Origin of the sequence: Pseudoclavibacter sp. 13-3 (assembly GCF_021168475.1) — a bacterium.
GTDB lineage: Bacteria > Actinomycetota > Actinomycetes > Actinomycetales > Microbacteriaceae > Pseudoclavibacter_A.
Genome location: NZ_JAJOZT010000002.1, coordinates 409,034 through 432,904 on the forward strand (window position 1 = coordinate 409,034; position 23,871 = coordinate 432,904).

The 23,871-nt window shown below is 67.0% G+C and carries 22 protein-coding genes; 15 read left to right on the forward strand and 7 right to left on the reverse strand.

Annotated elements, in window-relative coordinates:
• The first annotated feature begins 164 nt into the window (after nt 1–164).
• From LRX77_RS05290 to LRX77_RS05320, 7 genes are all read left to right on the forward strand, one after another.
• Nucleotides 165–899, forward strand: coding sequence for an HAD-IIA family hydrolase (locus LRX77_RS05290; protein ID WP_231832014.1), 735 nt, complete (start codon nt 165–167; stop codon nt 897–899).
• Nucleotides 900–938: 39 nt separating this feature from the next.
• The gene (locus LRX77_RS05295; RefSeq protein ID WP_231831874.1) at nt 939–1,649 is read left to right on the forward strand and encodes a TrmH family RNA methyltransferase; all 711 of its coding nucleotides are present in this window, start codon (nt 939–941) and stop codon (nt 1,647–1,649) included.
• A gap of 201 nt (nt 1,650–1,850) precedes the next feature.
• A complete protein-coding gene (locus LRX77_RS05300; protein WP_231831875.1) occupies nt 1,851–3,662 on the forward strand; it encodes a phosphoenolpyruvate carboxykinase (GTP) in 1,812 nt (603 codons plus the stop codon).
• Between the two features lie 87 nt (nt 3,663–3,749).
• The gene (locus tag LRX77_RS05305) at nt 3,750–5,447 is read left to right on the forward strand and encodes a variant leucine-rich repeat-containing protein (RefSeq protein ID WP_231831876.1); all 1,698 of its coding nucleotides are present in this window, start codon (nt 3,750–3,752) and stop codon (nt 5,445–5,447) included.
• A gap of 102 nt (nt 5,448–5,549) precedes the next feature.
• Nucleotides 5,550–6,839 carry an adenylosuccinate synthase gene (locus tag LRX77_RS05310; protein WP_158030678.1) on the forward strand — a complete coding sequence of 430 codons (1,290 nt, stop codon included), beginning with the start codon at nt 5,550–5,552 and terminating at the stop codon, nt 6,837–6,839.
• A gap of 18 nt (nt 6,840–6,857) precedes the next feature.
• On the forward strand, nt 6,858–7,523 hold the full coding sequence (gene nth / locus LRX77_RS05315) for an endonuclease III (RefSeq protein WP_158030679.1): 666 nt from the start codon (nt 6,858–6,860) through the stop codon (nt 7,521–7,523).
• 103 nt (nt 7,524–7,626) lie between these two features.
• A complete protein-coding gene (locus LRX77_RS05320) occupies nt 7,627–7,977 on the forward strand; it encodes a hypothetical protein (RefSeq protein WP_231831877.1) in 351 nt (116 codons plus the stop codon).
• 36 nt (nt 7,978–8,013) lie between these two features.
• On the opposite strand, the gene LRX77_RS05325 is transcribed toward LRX77_RS05320, so the two are convergent.
• From LRX77_RS05325 to purS, 4 genes are all read right to left on the reverse strand, one after another.
• The gene (locus LRX77_RS05325; RefSeq protein WP_231831878.1) at nt 8,014–8,379 is read right to left on the reverse strand and encodes a GNAT family N-acetyltransferase; all 366 of its coding nucleotides are present in this window, start codon (nt 8,377–8,379) and stop codon (nt 8,014–8,016) included.
• Nucleotides 8,380–8,533: 154 nt separating this feature from the next.
• Entirely contained in the window at nt 8,534–10,831 is a 2,298-nt protein-coding gene (gene purL / locus LRX77_RS05330) for a phosphoribosylformylglycinamidine synthase subunit PurL (protein WP_231831879.1), read from the reverse strand.
• The gene (gene purQ, locus LRX77_RS05335) at nt 10,828–11,628 is read right to left on the reverse strand and encodes a phosphoribosylformylglycinamidine synthase subunit PurQ (RefSeq protein ID WP_231831880.1); all 801 of its coding nucleotides are present in this window, start codon (nt 11,626–11,628) and stop codon (nt 10,828–10,830) included. Before purQ ends, purL begins: the two co-directional genes overlap by 4 nt.
• A complete protein-coding gene (purS, locus tag LRX77_RS05340) occupies nt 11,628–11,882 on the reverse strand; it encodes a phosphoribosylformylglycinamidine synthase subunit PurS (protein ID WP_231831881.1) in 255 nt (84 codons plus the stop codon). The genes purQ and purS overlap by 1 nt, the downstream gene beginning before the upstream one ends.
• Before the next feature lie 237 nt (nt 11,883–12,119).
• Between purS and LRX77_RS05345 the strand changes: the two genes are divergently transcribed.
• Nucleotides 12,120–12,737: a hypothetical protein gene (locus tag LRX77_RS05345; protein WP_231831882.1), complete on the forward strand. Its 618-nt coding sequence runs from the start codon at nt 12,120–12,122 to the stop codon at nt 12,735–12,737.
• Between the two features lie 25 nt (nt 12,738–12,762).
• On the opposite strand, the gene LRX77_RS05350 is transcribed toward LRX77_RS05345, so the two are convergent.
• A complete protein-coding gene (locus tag LRX77_RS05350) occupies nt 12,763–13,644 on the reverse strand; it encodes a phosphoribosylaminoimidazolesuccinocarboxamide synthase (protein ID WP_231831883.1) in 882 nt (293 codons plus the stop codon).
• Nucleotides 13,645–13,672: 28 nt separating this feature from the next.
• Nucleotides 13,673–14,950: a phosphoribosylamine--glycine ligase gene (purD, locus tag LRX77_RS05355; protein WP_231831884.1), complete on the reverse strand. Its 1,278-nt coding sequence runs from the start codon at nt 14,948–14,950 to the stop codon at nt 13,673–13,675.
• 44 nt (nt 14,951–14,994) lie between these two features.
• On the opposite strand from purD, the gene LRX77_RS05360 reads away from it, so the two are divergent.
• The 4 genes from LRX77_RS05360 (at nt 14,995) to purM (ending at nt 18,702) form a co-directional block, all read left to right on the forward strand.
• Complete coding sequence (locus LRX77_RS05360; protein WP_231832015.1) at nt 14,995–15,417, forward strand: sterol carrier family protein; 423 nt, start codon at nt 14,995–14,997, stop codon at nt 15,415–15,417.
• Nucleotides 15,418–15,431: 14 nt separating this feature from the next.
• Nucleotides 15,432–15,923: a hypothetical protein gene (locus LRX77_RS05365; RefSeq protein WP_231831885.1), complete on the forward strand. Its 492-nt coding sequence runs from the start codon at nt 15,432–15,434 to the stop codon at nt 15,921–15,923.
• 20 nt (nt 15,924–15,943) lie between these two features.
• Nucleotides 15,944–17,497 carry an amidophosphoribosyltransferase gene (purF, locus tag LRX77_RS05370; RefSeq protein ID WP_231832016.1) on the forward strand — a complete coding sequence of 518 codons (1,554 nt, stop codon included), beginning with the start codon at nt 15,944–15,946 and terminating at the stop codon, nt 17,495–17,497.
• Between the two features lie 101 nt (nt 17,498–17,598).
• On the forward strand, nt 17,599–18,702 hold the full coding sequence (gene purM, locus LRX77_RS05375) for a phosphoribosylformylglycinamidine cyclo-ligase (RefSeq protein WP_331716139.1): 1,104 nt from the start codon (nt 17,599–17,601) through the stop codon (nt 18,700–18,702).
• A gap of 168 nt (nt 18,703–18,870) precedes the next feature.
• Here purM and LRX77_RS05380 read toward each other — a convergent pair whose 3' ends face one another.
• A complete protein-coding gene (locus tag LRX77_RS05380) occupies nt 18,871–19,062 on the reverse strand; it encodes a DUF3073 domain-containing protein (protein WP_231831886.1) in 192 nt (63 codons plus the stop codon).
• 188 nt (nt 19,063–19,250) lie between these two features.
• On the opposite strand from LRX77_RS05380, the gene LRX77_RS05385 reads away from it, so the two are divergent.
• The 3 genes from LRX77_RS05385 to LRX77_RS05395 all read left to right on the forward strand — a co-directional run bounded on the left by LRX77_RS05385 (nt 19,251) and on the right by LRX77_RS05395 (nt 23,827).
• Nucleotides 19,251–22,514, forward strand: coding sequence for an efflux RND transporter permease subunit (locus LRX77_RS05385; RefSeq protein WP_231831887.1), 3,264 nt, complete (start codon nt 19,251–19,253; stop codon nt 22,512–22,514).
• A gap of 9 nt (nt 22,515–22,523) precedes the next feature.
• Entirely contained in the window at nt 22,524–23,435 is a 912-nt protein-coding gene (gene ypfJ, locus LRX77_RS05390) for a KPN_02809 family neutral zinc metallopeptidase (protein ID WP_231831888.1), read from the forward strand.
• A gap of 188 nt (nt 23,436–23,623) precedes the next feature.
• Complete coding sequence (locus LRX77_RS05395) at nt 23,624–23,827, forward strand: cold-shock protein (RefSeq protein ID WP_158030693.1); 204 nt, start codon at nt 23,624–23,626, stop codon at nt 23,825–23,827.
• Nucleotides 23,828–23,871: the final 44 nt, after the last annotated feature.

Consider the following 23,871-nt stretch of genomic DNA (forward strand, 5'->3'; position numbering starts at 1 on the left):
TGAACGCGCCGGTTGTCGCCGTCCGTCTGTGGCATTCTGGAGTCATGAGCGTTGACCTTCACTCCGAGTCGCCGGCCGCATCGAACGAACCGGCTGCTGCCTCGACCGCTTCGGCGGGTGAGCCGCCAGAGCGTCGCTCGCGCATCGTATCCTGGCTCACCGACATGGACGGCGTGCTCGTCAAAGAGGGGCGCGCCCTGCCCGGAGCGGGCGATCTGATCCGCAGCTGGCGAGCTGCCGGGCAGCGCTTCCTGGTGCTCACGAACAACTCGATCTACACGCCCCGCGACCTGAGCGCACGACTGCACTCGATGGGCATCGAGGTCGCCGAAGACGAGATCTGGACATCGGCTCTCGCCACCGCGCACTTTCTGAAGTCGCAGATGCCGGGCGGCAGCGCCTACGTGGTCGGCGAGGCGGGGCTCACGACCGCCCTCTACGAGGCCGGCTTCGTCATGACCGATCGCGATCCCGACTACGTGGTCGTGGGCGAGACCCGCACCTATTCGTTCGAGGCGATCGCCAAGGCGATCCGGCTGATCCTCGGCGGCGCCCGCTTCATCAGCACGAACCCCGATCCGACCGGCCCCGGCCCCGAAGGGCCGCTGCCCGCCACGGGGGCGATCGCCGCACTCATCTCGAAGGCGACGGGCGGTCACGAGCCGTACATCGTGGGCAAGCCGAACCCGATGATGTTCCGCTCGGCGATGACCCGCATCGGCGCGCACTCGCAGACCACCGGGATGATCGGCGACCGCATGGACACCGACGTGGTCGCCGGCATCGAGGCCGGCCTGCACACCGTGCTCGTGCTCACCGGCATCTCTGACCGCGCCGAGGTCGAGCGCTACCCGTTCCGTCCCGACGAGGTGCTCGATTCGGTGTCAGACCTGATCTGACGGCTGACGGCTGACTGCTGACGGCGCTACACTCGTCGGGTGAACGAGCAGAGCAGCACAGCCGACCGTCGATCTGACGCGCAGCAGGCGGGAGCGCCCACGGCATCCCCGGAACGCACCACCCACGGCGTCGGCCCCTGGCCCGGCGGGCAGGCCAACTGGCCCGACGACCCGCGCTACGACACCGAGCTGCTCGAGCACGGCGACTCGCGCAACGTGATCGACCGCTACCGCTACTGGAACATGGCCGCCATTGTCGCCGATCTCGACGAGCAGCGGCACCCGTTCCATGTGGCGATCGAGAACTGGCAGCACGACATGAACATCGGCTCGATCGTGCGCAGCGCCAACGCGTTTCTCGCCGAGCGCGTGCACATCATCGGCAACAGACGTTGGAACAAGCGGGGCGCGATGGTCACCGATCGCTATCAGCACGTCGACCACCATGCGACGATCGAGGAGTTCGTCGAGTGGGCGCACCGCTGCGACCTGCCGATCATCGGCGTCGACAACGTGCCGGGTTCGGTGCCGGTCGAGGGGCTGCATCTGCCCGAGCGGTGCGTGTTCCTGTTCGGGCAGGAGGGACCCGGGCTCAGCGCGGCTGCGATCGCGGCGTCTGACGAGATCGTCGAGATCACGCAGTTCGGTTCGACCCGGTCGATCAACGCGTCGGCTGCGGCGGCGGTGATCATGCACGACTGGGTGCGCGAGCACGCCGTGATTCCGGGCTCGGCCGCGTCTGCGCGCTGAGCCGACTGGATGCTGCGCGGGTGCAGGCGCCGGCCGTCACGTGAGCCGTCACACGAGTCTGCGCGCGGTGCCGGCCGTCGAGCGGGTGCACGAGCCCGCCGCCGGCTCGCACAAAATATATCGCCGGTATACTGTAGATCTTGCAGGGCCGATGGCGTCCCCCTGAAACACCTCAGCTATCAATGAAGAGAGTCGAATTCCATGGTTCAGCACAATGAGTCCGTTCGCCAGTGGGTCGATCAGTTCGCAGAGATCCTGCAGCCTGATCGCATCGAGTGGGCTGACGGCTCGCAAGAGGAATGGGACCGTCTCACCCAGCAGCTCGTCGACGACGGCACCTTCATCCGTCTGAACCCCGAGAAGCGCCCGAACAGCTTTCTCGCTCGCACCGACCCCACCGATGTGGCTCGTGTCGAAGACCGCACCTTCATCTGCTCGAAGCGCGAAGAAGACGCCGGGCCGACCAACAACTGGCGTGATCCCGACGAGATGCGCGCCGAGCTGACCGAGGCGTTCACCGGTGCCATGCGCGGGCGCACCATGTACGTCATCCCCTTCTCGATGGGGCCCTTCGGCGGTGACATCTCGAAGGTCGGCATCCAGCTCACCGACTCGCCCTACGTGGTGGTCAGCATGCACCTGATGACCCGTGTCGACAACGACAAGGTCGCCGAGCAGATCAACAGCGGCGCCGAGTGGGTGCCCGCAGTGCACTCGGTCGGCCACCCCCTGCGCGACGAGGCCGGCAACGAGATTGCCGACGTGCCGTGGCCGTGCAGCAAGAAGAAGTACATCGTCCAGTTTCCCGAGACCCGCGAGATCTGGTCGTTCGGTTCGGGCTACGGCGGCAACGCCCTGCTCGGCAAGAAGTGCTATGCGCTGCGCATCGCCTCGGCGATGGGCCATGACCAGGGCTGGCTCGCCGAGCACATGCTGCTCATCCGCGCCACCAGTCCGGCAGGCAAGAGCTACCACATCACCGCAGCTTTCCCCTCGGCCTGCGGCAAGACGAACTTCGCGATGATGCGCCCGACGCTGCCCGGCTGGAAGGTCGAGACACTCGGCGACGACATCGTCTGGATGCGCCCCAAAGAAGACGGTCGCCTCTACGCGATCAACCCGGAGAACGGCTTCTTCGGTGTTGCTCCGGGCACCGGCGTGGCCACGAACCCGAACGCGATCGAGGCGCTCAGCGAGAACGTCATCTTCACCAACGTCGCGCTGACCGACGATGGCGACGTGTGGTGGGAGGGGCTCACCGAAGAGGTGCCCGAACACCTCACCGACTGGCGCGGCCGCGACTGGACGCCGGCGCGCGAGGCGCCCGCGGCGCATCCGAACTCGCGCTTCACGGTGCGCGCGGCTCAGGCCCCGTCGCTGGCCGATGACTGGGATGCTCCAGAGGGCGTGCCGGTCGACGCGATTCTCTTCGGTGGTCGCCGTCGTACCAACACCCCGCTCGTGGTCGAGTCGAACTCCTGGCGCGACGGCGTCTACATCGGCGCCACCATGGCGAGCGAGCAGACCGCCGCGGCAGAGGGCACGGTGGGGCAGCTTCGCCGCGACCCCTTCGCGATGCTGCCGTTCTGCGGCTACAACATGGCCGACTACTGGGGCCACTGGCTTGAGATCGGCGAGACGCTCGGTGAGGGCGCCCCGCACATCTTCGGTGTCAACTGGTTCCGTCGCAGCGCTGACGGATCTTTCCTCTGGCCGGGCTTCGGCGACAACTCGCGCGTGATCGACTGGATCGCTCAGCGCCTCGACGGTGACGCCGAGGGCGAGAGCAACGTCCTCGGTGTCATTCCTCGGCAGCAGGAGTTCGCGCTGGAGGGCACTGACGTCACCGATGAAGACTGGCAGGCGCTTTTCGCACTCGATCCGAAGGCCTGGCTGCACGAGACCGACGACGTCGAGAGCTATTTCAAGATCTTCGGTTCCCGCGTGCCCGTGGCGCTGCGCGAGCGTCTGGGCGATCTGCAGCAGCAGCTCGAAGAGGCTGCCGATCACTGATCGCGTGACCTCCGGTCGGGCGAAACGCGTTCGGTAGGGTGGAGGCAGGTCGAACAGGTCTGCTCCGCTCTGCCGAAGGGAACCCCGATGACGAATCCCGCACTCGAACACGAGGTGCGCGATCCTGCCACCAGCGCTGCCAGACTCGCCGAGATCGCCGTGGCAGAACCTGGCCTGGGGTCGCTGATCGCTCGCCACCCGAACGTCTATCCCGGACTTCTCGACTGGCTGGGCAGCGAAGGCGACCAGCGGGCCAGAGCAGAGGTCGCTCGACTTCGCTCGACCGAGGCATCTGACCGGCAGGCTGCAGATCTGGCGACCAAACCGGCCACCGGTGAAGGCGGGCCTCCGCCACGTCTGCCGCACAACACCCCACCAGTCGGATCCGCACTGCAGCCAGCGCAGCCCGAGTGGTCCTCGTCACAGCCGACGGCACCAGAGCGGCCAGGAGCAGACGAGCCGCCTACGGCCACGAAGAAGGGGCGTCGCTGGATCTGGATCACGGCGATCGTGGTCGTCATCGCACTGGCGATCGGCGGGGGAGCCTGGTGGGCGGTTCGCTCGATCGTGGGAGGCGGCCACTCGTCTCCGGAAGCCGCCGCGGTGAGTCTGATCGACGGGCTCTCCGCGAAGAACCCGGTGAAGCTGCTGGAATCGGTGGCGCCATCCGAGGCCGCGGTGCTCACCCCGCTGGTGCAGCAGTCCGCAACCCATGCCAGCGACTCCGGTCTGGGCGCAGAGGCGACAGACGTGCTCCAGAGCCTGCAGCAGGTGGTGCAGCTGATCGATGTCGAGCAGAAAGACGTCTCGACTCGTCAGGAGTCGATCGCAGACGACGAAGTCTCCAAAGTGACGTTCGTGTCAGGCACGCTCACAGTCTCGACCACCGACGAAGACGCACTGGCCCAGCGACTGGCCGATCTCAGCAACAGCGTGGCCGCCATGCAGGGCAGGCCTGGAAGACAGACCACACCAGAGCAGATGCAGCGGCAGATCGACCTGCCGCAGACGATCGATCTGGCGAAACCAGACGAGCACAGCACCCTGCCGCTGTCGATGGTCACCGTCAAAGAGTCTGGGAAATGGTACTTCAGCCCGCTGCTCACCGCAGGCGAAGCAGCGCTCGGATCGTACAACGAGCAGCATCCCAGTGCTCAGGTGCAGCGCGGGAGGGTGCTCTCGGCGGACGAGGCCCCCGGCGCGTCCAGCCCAGAAGAGGCGCTCTCGACGACGTCCAAGGCTGTGGTCGATGCGATGCAGAGCGGCCGCTACGACGACGTGGCCAAGAGCCTGCCGACTGCTGAGCGACGAGCGTTCAGCCTGTACGGCCAGCCGTTCGCAGAACGACTCGGCCGGCCGAGCTCGAGCCCCCAAGTGCGGTTGGGGCAGACGCATGGGTCGAGCACGGTCAGTGGAGATCAGGCGCGCGTGATGCCTGACGGCTACGTCTTGGACTTTCCGATGTCGGGCCAGTACGTCCGCTTGGAGATCCGCCAGCTCAAGGTGACTCTGACGATGCAGGGGCGGCCTGTCACGGTCGATTTCGGGGAGCCTCCGCAGGCCGGCGAGCTGGGAATCGACCAGTTCTCGTTCATCGCGGTCAAAGAGCGGGGCGGCTGGTACTTCAGCCCGCTGTCGACCATGGCAGACGTCACCAGCACGATCTCCGGGAAAATCATGCGGCTGCAGGACGAAGGCCGTCTCGACAGCGTGCTCCAGGACTACGGCCGGGCGATCGGCGAGCAGGTCTCACGGTCTTCGGGGTCGGGCTCACGGAGCTACTGACTCAGTCAGACCCGTGCACTACACTGGGAATGTCGTGCCTGCTGACGAACGCCATGTTCCTAGGCCGACGGCGCACAACAGCGAACAAGTGAGAGGTGCCGAATGCCTGCCATCGTTCTGGTCGGAGCTCAATGGGGCGACGAAGGAAAGGGCAAGGCCACTGACCTGCTCGGTTCCAGCGTCGACTATGTCGTCAAGTACAACGGCGGCAACAACGCCGGCCACACCGTGGTCATCGGCGACGAGAAGTACGCCCTGCACCTGCTGCCCTCAGGCATTCTCAGCCCCGGGGTCGTGCCGGTCATCGCCAACGGCGTGGTGGTCGACATCGAAGTGCTCTTCCAGGAGCTCGATGCGATCGAGGCCCGCGGCGTCGACACCTCGAAGCTTCGGGTGAGCGCGAATGCGCATGTCATCACGCAGTATCACCGTGTGCTCGACCGTGTGAGCGAGCGCTTTCTCGGCAAACGCCAGATCGGCACCACCGGCCGCGGCATCGGCCCCGCCTACGCCGACAAGATCAACCGCGTCGGCGTGCGCGTGCAGGATCTCTTCGACGAGAACATCCTTCGGCAGAAGGTCGAGGGTGCGCTCGAGCAGAAGAACCAGCTGCTGGTCAAGCTCTACAACCGTCGTGCCATCGACGCCGAAGAGATCGTCGACGAGCTGCTCGGCTATGCCGACCGACTGCGCCCGATGGTGCATGACACCTCGCTCGAACTGAACCAGGCACTCGACGCCGGAAAGACGCTGCTCTTCGAGGGCGGTCAGGCGACCATGCTCGACGTCGACCACGGCACCTACCCCTTCGTCACCTCGTCGAATCCCACCTCGGGCGGTGCAGCGACCGGTTCGGGCGTCGCCCCCAACCGCATCGACCGCGTGATCGCCGTGGCCAAGGCCTATGTCACACGCGTGGGAGCCGGGCCGTTCCCGACCGAGCTCTTCGACGAGAGCGGTGACTACCTGCGCAAGACCGGCTTCGAGTTCGGCGTCACCACCGGGCGCCCGCGCCGCACCGGCTGGTATGACTCGCTGGTGTCGCGCTATGCCGCGCGAGTCAACGGGGTCACCGACTTCGTGCTCACCAAGCTCGACGTGCTCACCGGCATCGAGAAGATCCCTGTGGCCGTGGCCTACGACGTCGACGGCACGCGCTTCGATGAGATGCCCGTCAATCAGAGCGACTTCCACCACGCCAAGCCGATCTACGAGTACTTCCCAGGCTGGAGCGAAGACATCTCCACTGCGCGCGAGTTCGACGATCTGCCAGCGAATGCCAAAGCCTACGTCGAGCATCTCGAAGAGCTCTCCGGCGCACGCATCTCGGTGATCGGCACAGGTGCTGCTCGTGACGCGATCATCGAACGTCACAGCATGCTGCACGACTGACCCGACCCGGGCATCCGCATGACCACTTGGGCCGACGTCGAACGCGAGACGCCGCTCGCGCGCACTCGCCGTGCGCGAAAGATGGGGCGCATCCTCGCTGAGACCTATCCCGAGGCTCACTGCGAGCTCGACTTTCGCTCGCCGTACGAGCTGACGGCGGCGACGATTCTCTCGGCGCAGTGCACCGACGCCAGGGTGAACATGGTCACCCCGGCGCTGTTCGCCCGGTATCCGTCGCCGCAGGCGCTCGCCGAGGCCGACCCGATCGAGCTCGAGTCGATCATTCGCTCGACCGGGTTCTTCCGGGCCAAGTCGCGCAACCTCATCGGCATGGCACAGGGCGTCGTCGAGAATTTTCATGGGGAGATCCCGCATCGGCTGAACGAGCTGGTCACGCTGCCCGGGGTCGGGCGCAAGACGGCCAACGTGGTGTTGGGCAATGCGTTCGGAGTGCCGGGGCTGACTGTGGACACCCATTTCGGGCGGCTGGTGCGGCGCTTCGGCTGGACGAAGCAGAAAGACCCCGTCAAGGTGGAGTTCGAGATCGCGGAGCTGTTCCCGAAGAAGGACTGGACTCAGCTCTCACACCAGCTCATCTGGCATGGGCGACGCATCTGCCATGCGCGCAAGCCGGAGTGCGCCAGCTGTCCGCTCGCGCAGCTGTGTCCGTCGTTCGCGCCGTGAAGGGCGTGCTGCGCCGGCGCCTCCGTCTGCGCAAACATCGGCTGTAGGTCAGGCAAGGCGGTGCTCGCGGGCGCTGTGGCTCGACCGTGGATATCGTGGACGTATGAGCATCGTCACTTCCATCTTGGTCTTTCTGCACATTCTCGGCGCGGCGGCACTCGTCGGCGGGTGGCTGGCGACGTTCAAGACCCCGACGGTGACGCAGTGGCAGCTCATCGGCGCACTCGTGCAGCTGGTCAGCGGCATCGCTCTGGTCGGCCTCGCCGAAATGGACGGGCACACGATCAACTACATCAAGATCGGCGTGAAGCTGGTGCTCGCGATCGTGATCGCCGCTGCGGCGTTCGTGGGCCGCGGCAAGGCAGTGCGCGGTGAGACCGTGCCGGTCGGCCTGGCGCATGCTGTCGGCGGGCTTGCACTCATCAACGTCGCGGTCGCGACGCTCTGGCACTGATCGGACCGCACCTCGGCTCGCAGCCTGTCTGACCGGCTACTCGGACGCCCCACCCTGCAGTCTCTTCATGAACTCGGGGTCGAAGATGCGGCCGTAGTCTTCGGTGTGTCTCGACAGCCATCCGCGCGCATACGGGCACGTGGCCTTCAGCCGCGGTTGGTCGGCCTCAGCCGCGAAGTGATCGGCTGCGGTGCGCACGAGGCGCCCGGCGAGTCCACGACCGCCGTACTCCTTGTCGACCTCGGTGTGATGCAGGTCGATCACACTGTCTGATCCCGTCCCCTCGCGCGCATAGTCGATGCGGCCGATACGAGCGTCGCCGTCGTAGAGGGCGAAGGCGTGCTCGTCGGGCAGGTGTCTGATGTCGACGTTGTCATCTGGATGCTGTCGGTGCGCGCTCATGCCGTCACGCTACGTGATGGTCGTTCAGAAGAGCCAGCGAACTTATACGATGCAGCTCGGCCGGCGAGCTGACACCGCAGCGACCCGTTAACGAGCGACAGCGCCGACGAACGGGAAGCCCCGTCCGTCGGCGCTGTCGCAGCGCAGCAGCCGCTCAGCCGAAGTAGCGGGGCAGCGTGCCCTGATGCGCGGCCCGGAGCACGTCGACGCCCATCGAGAACAGCCCCTGCACCTCGAGGCCGACGGTCTTGTCGGTCACGCCGATGCGGATCACCGGGTAGTCTCGGGCCGAGAGCATGCCCTCGAACCGAACCTGGTCTTCGCGAGCGACCGAGACCAGCACGCGGCCCGTCGACTCAGAGAACAGCGCAGCCGTGGCATCCACCTCATCACGCGACATGATCTCGTCGAGCCAGACCCGCGCACCGACGCCGAAGCGCATCACGCCCTCGGCAAGCGCGACGCCCAGGCCGCCCTCGCTCAGATCGTGCGCCGAGGTGACTAGGCCCTCACGGGCGAGCGAGGCGAGAATCTCGCCGAGCTTGCGCTCTGCCGCCAGGTCGACCGTCGGCGGCACACCGCCGAGGTGGTCGTAGACCGTCTCAGCCCAGGCCGAACCGTCGAGCTCGTCGTAGGTCGTGCCGAGCAGATACAGGTTGTGGCCCTCATCCTGCCAGCCGCTCGGCACTCGACGCGCGACGTCGTCGATGATGCCGAGCACGCCGACGACGGGCGTCGGGTGGATCGGAGTGTCACCGGTCTGGTTGTAGAAGCTCACGTTGCCGCCGGTCACCGGGATGCCCAGCTCGCGGCAGCCCGCGGCCAGCCCGGCGGTGGCCTCGGAGAACTGCCACATGACCTCGGGGTTCTCGGGGCTGCCGAAGTTCAGGCAGTCGGTCACCGCGGCGGGCACAGCGCCGCTCACGGCGACGTTGCGGTAGGCCTCTGCGAGCGCGAGTCGGGCGCCGGCACGCGGGTCGAGCTGCGCGTAGCGTCCGTTCGCGTCGGTCGCGAGAGCCACGCCCAGACCGGTCTCCTCATCGACGCGGATCATGCCGGCGTCTTCGGGGAACGAGAATGCGGTGTTGCCCAGCACGTAGTAGTCGTACTGGTCGGTGATCAGCGAGGTGTCGGCCTGGTTCGGGCTTGCGATGATCGACAGCAGCGTGTCGCCCAGCCCCTCGCCCGAGTTGTCGCGCTCGAGCGTGGCGGCGGTGTCTGCCTGCAGGTCGTCGATCCAGGTCGGATGCTGCACCGGCCGATCGTAGACGGGCCCGTCGACGGCGACCGTGCGCGGCGGCACGTTGACGATCTCGACGCCCCGCCAGTTGATGATCAGACGGTCGCCGTCGGTGACCTCGCCGATGACCGAGGTCTCGACTGCCCACTTCTCGGCGACGGCGAGGAACTCTTCGAGCTTCTCGGGCCGCACCACGGCCATCATGCGCTCCTGCGACTCGCTCATCAGGATCTCTTCGGCGGTGAGCGTGGGGTCGCGCAGCAGCACGCTGTCGAGCTCGACGGTCATGCCGCCGTCGCCGTTGGCCGCCAGCTCGCTGGTCGCACACGAGATGCCCGCCGCGCCGAGGTCTTGGATGCCCTCGACCAGATCATGCGTGAACAGCTCGATGCACATCTCGATGAGCAGCTTCTCGGCGAACGGGTCGCCGACCTGCACGGCCGGCCGCTTCGTGGGCCCGCCTTCGCTGAACGTGTCAGAGGCGAGGATCGACGCGCCGCCGATGCCGTCGCCGCCCGTTCGCGCACCGAAGAGCACCACCTTGTTGCCGGCGCCCTTGGCGTTGGCCAGATGCAGCTCGTCGTGGCGCAGCACGCCGACCGCGAGGGCGTTCACCAGCGGGTTCGCCTGATAGACCTTGTCGAAGACGGTCTCGCCGCCGATGTTCGGCAGGCCGAGGCTGTTCGCGTAGGCCGAGATGCCGCGTACCACGCCGTCGACAACGCGGCGGGTGTCGGGGGCGTCGATCGCGCCGAAGCGCAGCTGGTCCATCACTGCGACCGGGCGCGCGCCCATCGAGATGATGTCGCGCACGATGCCGCCTACGCCGGTGGCCGCGCCCTGGAAGGGCTCGACGAAGCTCGGGTGGTTGTGGCTCTCGACCTTGAACGTGACGGCCCAGCCCTCGCCGATGTCGACGACGCCGGCATTCTCGCCGATGCCGACCATCATGCGTTCGCGCTGCTCGGGGGTGGTGTCGCCGAACTGACGCAGGTACTTCTTGCTCGACTTGTACGAGCAGTGCTCGCTCCACATCACCGAGTACATGGCGAGCTCGCCCGAGGTGGGGCGGCGGCCGAGGATGTCGCGGATGCGCTGGTACTCGTCGGCGGTCAGGCCGAGCTGATCGTAGGGCTGTGCGACGTCGGGCGTCTCGGCTGCGTGCTGCACGCTGTCGGGCTGGGGCACGGCTGGGTTCTGTGTGGTGGTCATTCGCGAATCCCTGCGTCTGCGGTGTGGTGCTCTGGTGCATGTGAGGCGGGTACCACATCGTCGACGGGTGCGATGCCCAGATGCGCGAGCACAGAGGTGAAGAAGGTCAGGCCGTCGGTGCCCGAGCGCATGCGCTCGGCGGTGTCGGGGCCGAAGCCGGGCACGATCGCGTGCTCGGGGTGCGGCATCAGGCCGACGACGTTGCCGGCGGCGTTGGTGATGCCGGCGATGTCGTGGGCCGAGCCGTTGGGGTTGCCGTCGATGTAGCGAGCGATGATACGGCCGTCGTCTTCGAGCTGCTGCAATGTCGTCTCGTCGGCCACGTAGCGGCCTTCGGCGTTCTTCAGAGGAATGACGATCTCCTGGCCGCGTTCGTAGCCGTTCGTCCATGCGGTCTCGGACGACTCGATGCGCAGGCTCTGATCATGTCGAATGAAGTGCAGGTGCTCGTTGCGCACGAGGGCGCCGGGCAGCAGGTGCGACTCGGTCAGCACCTGGAAGCCGTTGCAGATGCCGAGCACGGGCAGTCCGTCGTTCGCGGCCTCGACGATCGAGCGCATGATCGGCGACTGGGTGGCCAGGGCTCCGGCGCGCAGGTAGTCGCCGTAGCTGAAGCCTCCGGGCAGCACGATCGCATCGACGCCCGAGATGTCGGTGTCGGCGTGCCAGAGGGCGACGGCCTCGGCTCCGGCGAAGCGCACCGCGCGGCGGGCGTCGCCGTCGTCGAGCGTGCCGGGAAAGGTGACGACCCCGATGCGCGCCGGCCGTGCGGTGGATGCTGTGGTCGCGTCGGCCATCAGGCCTCCTTGGCGGCGGCGACGCTGACGACGTCTTCGATCACCGGGTTCGAGAAGACGTCGGCGGCGACCTCTGCCACCTTCGAGAGCAGCTCGTCGCTCACCTCGCCGTCGACCTCGACCTCGAAGCGCTTGCCGATGCGCACGCCTGTGATCTGCTCATGGCCGAGACGCTGCAGCACCCCGGCGACCGCTTTGCCCTGAGGATCCAGAATCTCTGGTTTGGGCATGATTTCGACAATGATCTTCGACACTGATACTCGCCTTACCGTGTGAGTGATTGTTGCGCCTGACGGCGGGCTCTATCTTATCGCAGGCATGCGGCAGAGGCTTATCGCAGGCGTGCGACAGAGACTCAGCCCGGGCTGGCAGGGCTCGATCCTGCTAACGTGCAAATGTTCGGAGGAGGCATCTGCTGCCGGCTGCCGAACGGCGGATCCCCTGATAGACGATGCGGCAGCGGGACAACGAAAGAGGAGGCGAGCACCACAATGACTTGTCAGAAGACTCGAAAGGCAGCGTTCGTCGCACTGACGCTGACGGCTGCACTGGGATTCGCCGGCTGTGCGTCGGGAGACGATGCGCGCGAGGCGTCGTCGACCCCGGCTGAGACCAGCGCTGAGGTGCCCGTGGCGACCAGCTCAGCGCCGGCAGCGGCGACCGCAGCCGAGACTCCCGTCGGCAAAGACCTGACCACCGATCTTGGCGAGAAGATCACCGTCGTCTCGTACATCGATGGTTTTGCCCCGTCGCAGAAATTCCGTGATTCGCACTCTGCGATCGCCGACAACCGTTTCGTCCTGGTCCAGGTCACGGCGACACCAAGCGAGAAGTACTACTCAGCTGTGCCGGCCTCGGCGTTTTCTCTGACCGGAGCCTCGAATGGGATCGACGCGTCCAGCACCACGATTCTGGACGATGAAGTGGCTGCCGCCGGACACCCGATCTATCAGCAGGCCGACACGTCCAAGGGTGAGAGCACCGGATGGCTCGTGTTCAACGTGAAGCCCGACATGACTCAGCTGACGCTGCGCTACAAACAGCTCGCAGCGACGACGAGCGACGGTGGCACGATCGACAAGAAGAACTTCGACCTGCCGCTGAACTAGCTGCTGCCGGCTGAGCGCCGTGGCCTCAGCGCTCAGCCGGGGCGCTCTCGCCGGTGAGCTTCTCGAAGAGCTCGCGGTAGCGAGCCGCGGTCTGCTGCACGATCTCTTCGGGGAGCTCTGGCGGAACCCCGGTCTTGTCCCAGTGCTCGCTCAGCCAGTTGCGCACGATCTGCTTGTCGAAGCTCTCGCGGCGGCGACCCTCGGCCCAGGCCTCACGGCTCCAGTAGCGCGACGAGTCAGAGGTGAGCACCTCGTCGGCGAGCACGAGGCGTCCGAGGTCGCTGCCGAACTCGAACTTCGTGTCGGCGATGATCAGGTCGTGCTGCTCGGCGACGTCCGCCCCCTGCCGGTAGAGGTTCAGCGAGGCGTCGCGAATGGCCCGGGCGGCCTCTTCGCCGACGAGATCGATGCTCTGCTCGTACGAGATGTTCTCGTCGTGCTGGCCGGCCGGGGCCTTGAACGCGGGCGTGTAGATCGGCTCGGGCAGCTTGTCGCCGAACTCGAGGCCGGCGGGCAGCTCGATGCCGCACACGGCACCCGTGCGCTGGTACTCCTCCCACCCGGAGCCTGCGATGTAGCCGCGGACGACCGCCTCGAGCGGGTACATTTTGAGCCGCTTCGCGATGATCGCGCGCCCGGCGACGGCGTCTGGCACATCGGTGCTGAGCACGTGGTTCGCGAAGTCCAGCTTCTCGAACCACCACAGCGCCAGCTGGTTGAGCAGTTCGCCCTTGCCCGGAATCGGCGGCTCGAGCATGTGGTCGAACGCGCTGACGCGGTCAGAGGCCACCATCAGCACCTGCGTGGCGGTGTCGAGCGACTCGGCGCTCAGAGGAATGTAGAGCTCGCGCACTTTGCCGGAGTAGACGTGCTTCCAGCCGGGCAGCTCAAGGGCAGACGAAGACATGGTCACCTTTCCAGTGGTTCAGTTGTCGTCAGGCGTTCGGATTGGTCAGAAGGTCGGCGCGGGTGCGGCTCGCGGCGGCGATGTCGCCGCGATGGTGCTCGCCTTCGAGCCCGATGCGCTCGATGCCAGCATACGCTGCGGCTCGGGCCGCCTCGAAGGTGTCGGCGACTGCGACCACGTTGAGCACGCGCCCGCCGGTGGCGATCAGATGGCCGTTCTCGTCGGCGGTCGCCGCATGGATGACGCTCACTCCGGGCAGCTGCTCGGCTGCATCGACGCCGGTGATCACTCGGCCGGTGAGGGGCTGCTCGGGGTAGCCCTCACTGGCCATGACCACCGTGATCGCACGCTGCGGCGAGAAGCGCGGCTCGGGCACCGAGTCGAGTCGGCCCTCGGCGGCGGCGAGCAGCAGCTCGCCGAACTCGCCTTCGAGGCGGGGCAGCACGACCTGTGTCTCGGGATCGCCGAAACGGGCGTTGAACTCGATGACGCGGATGCCCTTCGGCGTGATGATCAGGCCGCAGTAGAGCAGGCCGCGGAACTCGTCGCCCTGCTCGGCGAGCTGGGCGATCGTGGGCTGGGCCACTTCGTCGCGCACCTGCGCCACGAAGTCGTCGCCGACCCAGGGCAGCGGCGAGTAAGCACCCATGCCTCCGGTGTTCGCACCCCGGTCGTCGTCGTCGACGCGCTTGTAGTCCTGCGCCGGGGAGAGCGGCGCGACCCGAGTGCCGTCGGCGAGGAAGAACAGCGAGACCTCCTGCCCGCTGAGGAACTCCTCGATCAGCACGCTCTGGTCGATCCAGCGACTGGCATGAGCGACGGCGGCGTCGCGGTCGTCGGTGACGATCACGCCCTTGCCCGCGGCGAGACCGTCGGCCTTCACCACGTACGGGGCGCCGAACTCGTCGAGTGCGGCCTCGGCCTCGGGCAGGGTGCTGGCGCGCACCGCGCGACCGGTGGGCACACCGGCGGCCTCCATGACCCGCTTGGCGAAGCTCTTCGACCCCTCGAGCCGAGCCGCGTCACGGTCGGGGCCGAACACGGGCACGCCCAGCGCACGCACGGCATCCGCCACACCGGCGACCAGCGGCGCCTCGGGGCCCACGACGACCAGATCGGGCCGATCGCGCTCGACCTGCGCGACGACGGCGTCCCCGTTGCTCGCGTCCAGGGTGATGACGGGCACGTCTGCCGCGATGCCGGCGTTGCCGGGAGCCGCGACGATCTCATGCGTGGTCTGGTCGGCCAGCAGCCGACGAATGATGGCGTGCTCGCGCGCGCCCGAGCCGAGTACGAGAATCTTCACCCGCCCAGCCTACCGAAGCCGCGCCGTAGAATCGCCCCGTGGCGATGAAGAGAATCGAAGAAGGCGACGGCATCAGCGCTTTCGACGCAGCGCTGGGCGCCCTGACCGCCGGCCAGGGCTCCCTCGGGCGAGGCGCGATCCAGGCACCGCGTGCGACGATCGCGACGGCCGTGCGGTTCACGCTCCAGGCGCTCGCCGACGATCATCCGGGGCATTCCGTCGAGGTGCGGGTGCCGCCGTACGGCGCGGTGCAGTGCATCGAAGGCCCGCGGCACACCCGCGGCACGCCGCCGAACGTCATCGAGACCGACGCGGCGACCTGGCTGGCGCTGGTGAGCGGCAGGCTGCGCTGGCCCGAGGCGCTGGCATCCGGTCTCGTCGACGCCTCTGGAGCCCGTGCCCATCTCGACGGCATGCTGCCGATACCGGGGCTGCATCGGGTGCGCAGAGGTCGGCCGCAGAGGTGAGATAAGGTGTCTGGGTGAGGCGAGAGACCCAAGAGGTGCAGGTGCAGGTGCGCCAGGCGCCCAAATATCTGACGTTCGCGATGCTCGGCGCGGTCATCGGCCTGGTGATCGCTGCCGTGGTGTCGCTGATCGCGATGGCCCGGCCCAGTGATTCGACCGACGCCGGCGATCCGACGCGACAGATCAGCCCCATGCAGGCCTTCCTGCTGCTGGGCCTGACGCTCGCCGCGGTCTGCGCCGTGATCATGCTCGTGATCGCCCTCGTTCTTGACCGCGTTCTGGCGCGCCGGGCCCGTCTGGCCAGTGCGGTGCACGAGAAGGTCACCGCCGACGACGAAGCGGCATCGAAGGATGCCATGGCTGCCCCCGCCGTCGAATCCCCAGTTGAGGGTGGCCTCATCCGGGGTGCCGGTGCGACAATTGATGCCGAGGCGTCTGACGGGGGAGCCGACGCCTCGTCTGGAGACCGCACGAACTCCACCTCGGGTGGAGAAGACAAGGAGTGACCGTGGCTCGCGGTGACGGCATGCTCAACCACGACCTTCTGCCGAACGAGAAGGGCCCACAAGACGAGTGCGGCGTCTTCGGGGTCTGGGCGCCCGACGAAGAGGTCGCCAAGCTCACCTACTTCGGGCTCTTCGCCCTGCAGCACCGCGGCACCGAGTCGGCGGGCATCGCGACCTCCGACGGCGAGCAGATCATGGTCTACAAAGACATGGGGCTGGTCTCGCAGGTGTTCGACGAGTCGTCGCTCAACACCCTGACCGGTCACATCGCGGTCGGGCACAACCGATACTCCACCACCGGTCGTTCGACCTGGGCGAACGCGCAGCCGACGCTCGGCAAGACCGCCAACGGCACGATCGCGCTGGGCCACAACGGCAACCTGACGAACACCGCCCAGCTGGTGCGGCTGCTGCACGAGCTGCACCCCGACCAGACCTTCGGCGAGCTCTCACACGGCAACACCACCGACACCGCGGTGCTGACGGCACTGCTCAGCGGCGACCCCGACCACACGCTTGAAGCCACCGCGATGCAGATTCTGCCGAAAGTGCGCGGGGCGTTCTGTCTGGCCTTCATGGACGAGCACACGCTCTATGCCGCCCGCGACCCGCAGGGCGTGCGCCCGCTGGTGCTCGGCCGACTCGACCACGGCTGGGTCGTGGCCAGTGAGACCGCGGCGCTCGACATCGTCGGTGCGTCGTTCGTGCGCGAGGTCGAACCCGGCGAGCTGCTGGCGATCAACGAGAGCGGCATTCGCAGTCAGCGCTTCGCGCAGACCAAACGAGCCGGCTGCGTCTTCGAGTACGTCTATCTGGCGCGTCCCGACACCACCATCCACGGGCGCTCGGTCAATGCGTCGCGCATCGACATGGGCAAGGCGCTGGCCCGTGAGTACCCGGTCGACGCCGACCTCGTGATCCCGACGCCCGATTCGGGCACACCGGCGGCGATCGGCTATTCCCAGCAGTCCGGCATTCCCTATGGGCAGGGTCTGGTCAAGAACGCCTATGTCGGCCGCACGTTCATCCAGCCGTCGCAGACGATCAGGCAGCGCGGCATCCGTCTGAAGCTGAACCCTCTGCGCGAGGTGATCCGCGGCAAGCGTCTCGTCGTGATCGACGACTCTATCGTGCGCGGCAACACGCAGCGTGCGCTGGTGGCCATGCTGCGCGAGGCCGGCGCCGCCGAGGTACACGTGCGCATCTCATCACCGCCGATCACCTGGCCCTGCTTCTACGGCATCGACTTCGCCTCTCGCGCCGAGCTGATCGCCTCGGGCGCCTCGGTCGAGCAGATTCGCAACATGATCGGCGCAGACTCGCTGGGCTACCTGAGCAAAGACGGCATGATCGAGGCGTCGCAGCAGCCCGAGAGCGAACTGTGCACCGCGTGTTTCACCGGAGAGTACCCGATCGAGCTGCCGAGTGACGACGAGCTTGGCAAAGACCTGCTCGAGCAAGCGGGAGCGAAGGCTCCGGCGGCCTGCAACCCCGGGCCCGACTCCGAACTCGACCGACTGGTGAACGGGCGCGGCGGCATTACCCACGGTGCGCTTTCCACCCCGAAGAGCTGACCCGTTCGGGCCTCCGCCGCGTCGCGCACCGACGCCGTCAAGCACCGACAACTTCCAGTACCGACCAGCGATCCCATCATCGAGAGCATCAAGGAGAACCTGTGAGCCTGTACGCGCAGTCCGGAGTCGACACCGAGGCCGGTGATCGCGCCGTCGAGCTGATGAAGGCGGCGGTTCAGGCCACCCACGGCCCGCAGGTGATCGGCGGGGTCGGCGGCTTCGCAGGCATGTTCGACGTGTCAGCGCTCAAAGACTTCGATCATCCTGTCCTGGCCACCTCGACCGACGGTGTGGGCACCAAGGTCGCGATCGCTCAGGCGATCGACAAGCATGACACCATCGGCCAGGATCTCGTCGGCATGGTCGTCGACGACATCGTGGTGGTCGGTGCGAAGCCGCTGTTCATGACCGACTACGTGGCCACCGGGCGCGTGGTTCCCGAACGCATCGCCGAGATCGTCGGTTCGATCGCACGCGCCTGCGCCGAGACGGGCACGTCGCTGGTCGGCGGAGAGGTCGCGGAGCATCCCGATCTGTTGGGGCCCGGCGAGTACGATCTCGCGGGCGCCGCTGTGGGCGCGGTCGACTTCGACCTGCGGCTCGACCCGTCGCGGGTGCGTACGGGGGATGTCGTGCTCGCGCTGGCCTCGAGCGGTCTGCACTCGAACGGCTACTCTCTCGTTCGTCGCGTGCTGGCCGATGCAGAGCTCGACTACACCTCGTCGATCGCCGACTTCTCGCGCCCCGTGGGCGAGGAGCTGCTGGAGCCCACGCGTCTCTACGCGGGGCCGGTGGTGCGCGTGCTCGAGAGCGAGGCCACCAGGGGTGCGATGCACATGCTCAGCCATATCACCGGCGGCGGCATCGCGGCGAACATCGCTCGGGTGCTGCCCGCCGGTCTGTGGCTCGAGCTCGATCGCTCGACCTGGCAGCCACCGCAGGTCTTCCGCGTGCTCGCCGATCTCGGCGGCTTCTCGCTGGGCGAGGTCGAAGACACCTGGAACCTGGGCATCGGCATGGTCGCTCTGGTCGAGGCCGAACGTGCCGAGGCCGTGCAGCAGGCCTTCGTGCAGCAGGGCATCCCGACGTGGCAGGCCGGCGTGGTCAGCGACGCGCAGCGCGATCTGGCCGCAGACGGATTCACCGTCGGGGCCAAGGGCGTGCGTGCTGGTGGCGTTCGCCTGGTCGGCGACTTCGCCGGCTGACCCGGGGCTCCGAGCTGTGACGCTGTCGAAGGCGGTGTGCAGCTCGGAGACCTCGACGTGCCGCACGACGTCACCCGAGGTTCTGCGGTGGAAATCGAGCGTTCGACGCTCGTGGTGAAGCAGAGGGGGCGAAGGAGCGAGCGACGTGCTCAGCTCAGCGCTCGAGACTCAGCGTTCGTCTTCTTCGCGCTCGTCGTCGGCGGGGTAGTGGTACTCGCTCCAGTCTTCGCTGGAGCCCTCGTCGTGATGAGCACGGCTGCGCAGCTCTCGCTCGAGAGCCTCGTAGTCAGTTGCAGGAACGTTGTATTTGAGTTCCCGGGCGACTTTCGTGTGTTTCGCCTTCTGGCGGCCGCGTCCCATGAACGAGACCTCCTGTCACTGTCATGATTCGTTAAGACGGCGCGCACGACCACTGACAAGTGAATTGTGCACACGCTGGCCGCAAGTCTATCACGGCCGCGACCGAAGCGACCTGTCCAAACCTCTCGAAAGGGTGTGAAACAATGCACGAAGACGCCGGACTCCCGAAAACCGTCAGGTAAGGAATCATGTCACGACTGACTGCTCTCAGCATGCGCAACCGAGCGCTGATCGCGCTCATCACCATCGTGGTCGCCTTCTTCGGGGTGTTCTCGATGACCGGTGCTCGGCAGGAGCTCATGCCGAGCATCGAGCTGCCCATGGTGATCGTGCAGTCGTCGAGCCCCGGCGACGCTCCTGACGTGGTCGATGCGCAGATCAGCGCACCGATCGAAGCTGCGGTGCAGAGCGTCGAGGGCATCGAGTCGACCTCGTCGACGTCGAGCACCGGCGTCTCGACGGTGACGGCGAAGTTCGCCTTCGGCACTGATCGGGTCGGTGCCGAGCAGAAGGTGCAGCAGGCGGTCAGCCGCATCTCGAGCCAGCTGCCGAAAGATCTCGACCCGGTCATCGCCACCGGATCGACCGACGATCTGCCCGTGATCATGCTCTCGGCAGCGTCGTCGCAGGTGGCCCCGGTCGACATCGCCGAACGGCTGCACTCCACCGTCACCAACGACCTGGAGCACGTCGAAGGTGTCGCCTCTGCCACGGTGGTCGGCGGTGGCAGTCGCGAGGTTCGTGTGGTGCCTGATCAGCAGAAGCTGGCCCAGCAGGGGCTGACCGTCGCATCGATCTCGCAGGCGCTCACCGCGAACGGCACCGTCAGCGGTGCGGGCAGAGTGACCGAGGGCGATCGCGATCTCTCGGTACGTGTCGGCGACTCGTTCACCTCGACCGATGACCTGGCCGCTCTGCCGCTGCTTCCCGTGGCCTCCGCCGCGAGCACGTCTGCCGCGACCGCGCAGACCGGGGCCGCCGGCTCGAGCAGCGCAGGCGATGCGGCTGCCTCTGCCGCGATCGCACCGGTGCGTCTGGGCGACGTCGCCCAGGTCACGCTGACCGAGGCCCCGGTCACCGGCATCAGCCGTGTCGACGGGCAGCCGGCGGTGACCGTCCAGGTGACGAAGCGCCCGACCGGCAACACCGTCGAGGTGTCCAAGCAGATCACTGCGCAGATGGACGAGCTGCAGGCCAAGGTCGGCGACGACATCACGCTCACGGTGATGTACGACCAGGCGCCGTCGATCGAGCAGTCGATCGAATCGCTCACCACCGAGGGACTCCTCGGACTGGCCTTCGCCATCGTGGTCATCCTGCTCTTCCTGCTCTCGGTGCGGTCGACGCTGGTCACCGCGATCTCGATCCCGACGTCGCTGCTCGTGACGTTCATCGGCATCGAGGCCGCCGGATACTCGCTGAACGTGCTGACGCTCGGCGCGCTGACGATCGCGATCGGACGCGTCGTGGATGACTCGATCGTGGTGATCGAGAACATCAACCGCCATCTTGCCCTTGAGCAGGGCGAGCGCAAGTCGGCGGTCATCCTGCACGGCGTGCGCGAAGTGGCCGGAGCGATCACGGCGTCAACGCTCACCACAGCGGCCGTGTTCCTGCCGGTCGGGTTCGTCACCGGGCTGGTGGGCGAGCTCTTCAAACCGTTCGCGTTCACCGTGGTCATCGCGCTGATCGCCTCGCTGCTGGTCTCACTGACGATCGTGCCGGTGCTGGCCTACTGGCTGCTGAAGGCTCCGGAAGATGCGGATGCACCGGCGGCTGAAAGCGGGGCGGTTGCGGCCCAGCGCAGGGAGTCGCGACGACGCGAGCGCACGCTGGGTGCGACCGACGCACTCGCCGACGAGCCGCGCACCCGTCTCCAACGCGGGTATGAACCGGTTCTGCGCGGCGGGCTGCGGCATCCAGCGCTCACTCTGGTCGGTGCGGTCGTCGTCTTGGGTATCACGCTCGTACTGACGCCCCTCATGCAGACGAACTTCATCGGCGACTCCGGGCAGAATACGGCGAGCGTCTCCCAGGCCCTCAGCCCGGGCACGAGTCTCGAGAGCGCGACGCAGCGTGCGGTGCCGGTTGAACAGGCACTGCGCGACGTCGACGGCGTGCAGACCGTCGCGACCACGGTCGGCAGCGCGGGTGGCGTCAGCGCAGCGTCGTTCATCGGCGGCGGTGCCGGGCAGAGCACGCAGTTCCAGGTGGCGTTCGCCGACGGAGCCGACGCCGCCAGGGTGCAGCAGGGGCTGCGCGACGCGCTGAACGCACAGCCCGACGCCGCTGATCTCTCGCTGTCGACATCGGGTAGCGCCGGGGTGTCGAACGACATCGCGATCGACGTCGAGGCGCCTGACGACCAGCGTCTCGCGGATGCCGCGAACCAGCTGGTCTCGGGGGCACGAGAGATCGACGACGTGGCCGAGGTCACCAGCAGTCTCAGCTCGATGATCGACACGGTGCATGTCTCCGTTGACCGACAGCGCGCCGCGGAGCACGGCCTGACCGAGTCCCAGATCGTCCAGACTCTCGCCCCGGTGATGAACCCGCAGCAGGTCGCGAAGGTGACGATCGATTCGAAAGACGTCTCGGTGGTGGTGCGCAGCGATGACCAGCCCAAGACCGCAGACGAACTGCGCGCGCTGCCGGTGACGACGCCCACCGGCACGGTTCGCCTCGACGCGCTCGCCGACGTGCAGACGCAGCAGGTGCCGCAGTCGATCAGTTCGGTGCGCGGAAGCCGCTCGGCGACGGTGACGATCACCCCGGCGGGAGAGTCGCTCAGCACCGTCTCTGCCGGCGTGACCAAGCTGCTGGACGACACCGCACTGCCGGCTGGAGTCACCGCCTCGATCGGCGGAGTGCTCAGCGATCAGTCGTCGGCGTTCAGCAGCTTGGGGCTCGCTCTGCTCGCCGCGGTGCTGATCGTCTATGTGATCATGGTGGCCACATTCAAATCGCTGCGACAGCCGCTGCTGCTGCTGGTCTCGATTCCCTTCGCCGCGACCGGTGCGCTCGCCGCCCTGCTGATCAGCGGCACGCCGCTGGGGGCGGCGTCGCTGGTGGGACTCCTCATGCTCGTCGGTATCGTCGTCACCAACGCCATCGTGCTGATCGACCTGGTCAATCAGTTCAGGGCCAAAGGTGTGAGCACGCTCGAGGCGATCGTCGAGGGCGCCTCTCGACGTCTGCGGCCGATTCTGATGACCGCTGCGGCCACGGTGTTCGCGCTGGTGCCCATGGCTCTCGGCGTCACCGGGCACGCCGGGTTCATCTCGCAGCCGCTGGCGCTCGTGGTGATCGGCGGCCTGGTGTCGTCGACGCTGCTGACGCTGATCGTGCTGCCGGTGCTCTACTGGGCCGTCGAAGGGCACCGAGATCGTCGCGATCGCGCGCGCACGAAACGGCTGTCAGCCGAGACCTCAGCCGAGACCACGTCTGCCTAGACTGGCGCTATGACTTTCAACCCCAACGCCAAGCTCGACCCGTCTCACGTGCGCCGATCTTCGGGCGCGCGGGGAACCGCCGTCGCCGGCGGCGGCGGGCTGCTCGTCCTGCTGCTGGTGTTCGTGGTCTCACAGCTGACCGGCATCGATCCAGGCACGCTCGAATCGGCGACCGGCCAGTACGGCGGGCAGATCCGCACGACTGACGGCAGTGCAGCGCCGATCGACGACTGCCGCACCGGCGCCGACGCCAATGCACGTGATGACTGCCGCATGGTCGGGGCGGCGAGTTCGATCTCGGCGTATTGGAAGGACGAATACCCGAGGCTGGGCATGAGCAGCACGTATCACGATCCCGACATGCAGCTGTTCTCTGGCGCGACGTCGACCGGATGCGGCAGCGCGAGCTCTTCGACGGGCCCGTTCTACTGTCCGGCAGACGAGACGATCTACATCGACACCTCGTTCTTCCAGGTGCTGCGCTCGCAGTACGGCGCCAGTGGCGGCCCGCTGGCTCAGCTCTACATCGTGGCGCACGAGTGGGGACACCACACCCAGCAGCTCGGCGGCCTGCTGACCTCGCATCGTACTCAGGACATCGGCCGCACCGGCGGCTCGGTGCGCACCGAGCTGCAGGCCGACTGCTTCGCCGGAAGCTGGGTCGGGTCGGCCTCCACGACTCGTGACGAGAACGGCCAGGCATATCTGGAGCCGCCCACCTCGGCGCAGGTGTCCGACGCGCTCAACGCCGCGGCATCCGTCGGTGACGATCACATTCAGGAGCAGGCGCAGGGCCATGCCGACCCGGACTCCTGGACGCACGGGTCGTCTGAGATGCGTCAGCGCTGGTTCACGACGGGCATGCAGCAGGGGCCGCAGAAGTGCCTGCAGATCTTCGATGTGCCCGACCGGCAGCTCTGACGCAACCGGGCAGTCGACTCCGCGTGTCGAGGGCGAACCCGTCTACACTTGGTCATGAGGTTCTTGTTTGATCGCCGTACCGCAGGTCGGGCTGCTCATCGCCGGCCCAACTGTTCTGTCGGAGTGCAAAGCAACACCGCACAAGTCGTCGTGAGAGTCTCGGCGCAACAGCAAGAAAGAGCAGTGATATGGCAACCGGTACCGTGAAGTGGTTCAACGCCGAAAAGGGCTACGGATTCATCTCGCCTGACGACGGCAGCGCAGACGTGTTCGCACACTACAAGAACATTCAGTCTGAGGGCTTCCGCTCGCTCGACGAGAACCAGAAGGTCGAGTTCGACGTCGTGCAGGGCCCCAAGGGTCTTCAGGCTGAGAACATCCGCACCATCTGAGAATCGTCAGTCGGCGCCCGAAGCGCACCTGACCCGGCCCCGCA

What these genes read in the sequence shown, in the direction of transcription:
- LRX77_RS05290 (WP_231832014.1), top strand. Translation starts at nt 165, where the DNA reads ATGGACGGCGTGCTCGTCAAAGAGGGGCGCGCCCTGCCCGGAGCGGGC.
- LRX77_RS05300 (WP_231831875.1), top strand. Translation starts at nt 1,851, where the DNA reads ATGGTTCAGCACAATGAGTCCGTTCGCCAGTGGGTCGATCAGTTCGCA.
- LRX77_RS05305 (WP_231831876.1), top strand. Translation starts at nt 3,750, where the DNA reads ATGACGAATCCCGCACTCGAACACGAGGTGCGCGATCCTGCCACCAGC.
- LRX77_RS05310 (WP_158030678.1), top strand. Translation starts at nt 5,550, where the DNA reads ATGCCTGCCATCGTTCTGGTCGGAGCTCAATGGGGCGACGAAGGAAAG.
- nth (WP_158030679.1), top strand. Translation starts at nt 6,858, where the DNA reads ATGACCACTTGGGCCGACGTCGAACGCGAGACGCCGCTCGCGCGCACT.
- LRX77_RS05320 (WP_231831877.1), top strand. Translation starts at nt 7,627, where the DNA reads ATGAGCATCGTCACTTCCATCTTGGTCTTTCTGCACATTCTCGGCGCG.
- LRX77_RS05325 (WP_231831878.1), bottom strand. Translation starts at nt 8,379, where the DNA reads ATGAGCGCGCACCGACAGCATCCAGATGACAACGTCGACATCAGACAC.
- purL (WP_231831879.1), bottom strand. Translation starts at nt 10,831, where the DNA reads ATGACCACCACACAGAACCCAGCCGTGCCCCAGCCCGACAGCGTGCAG.
- purQ (WP_231831880.1), bottom strand. Translation starts at nt 11,628, where the DNA reads ATGGCCGACGCGACCACAGCATCCACCGCACGGCCGGCGCGCATCGGG.
- LRX77_RS05345 (WP_231831882.1), top strand. Translation starts at nt 12,120, where the DNA reads ATGACTTGTCAGAAGACTCGAAAGGCAGCGTTCGTCGCACTGACGCTG.
- LRX77_RS05350 (WP_231831883.1), bottom strand. Translation starts at nt 13,644, where the DNA reads ATGTCTTCGTCTGCCCTTGAGCTGCCCGGCTGGAAGCACGTCTACTCC.
- LRX77_RS05360 (WP_231832015.1), top strand. Translation starts at nt 14,995, where the DNA reads ATGAAGAGAATCGAAGAAGGCGACGGCATCAGCGCTTTCGACGCAGCG.
- purF (WP_231832016.1), top strand. Translation starts at nt 15,944, where the DNA reads ATGCTCAACCACGACCTTCTGCCGAACGAGAAGGGCCCACAAGACGAG.
- LRX77_RS05380 (WP_231831886.1), bottom strand. Translation starts at nt 19,062, where the DNA reads ATGGGACGCGGCCGCCAGAAGGCGAAACACACGAAAGTCGCCCGGGAA.
- LRX77_RS05385 (WP_231831887.1), top strand. Translation starts at nt 19,251, where the DNA reads ATGTCACGACTGACTGCTCTCAGCATGCGCAACCGAGCGCTGATCGCG.
- ypfJ (WP_231831888.1), top strand. Translation starts at nt 22,524, where the DNA reads ATGACTTTCAACCCCAACGCCAAGCTCGACCCGTCTCACGTGCGCCGA.
- LRX77_RS05395 (WP_158030693.1), top strand. Translation starts at nt 23,624, where the DNA reads ATGGCAACCGGTACCGTGAAGTGGTTCAACGCCGAAAAGGGCTACGGA.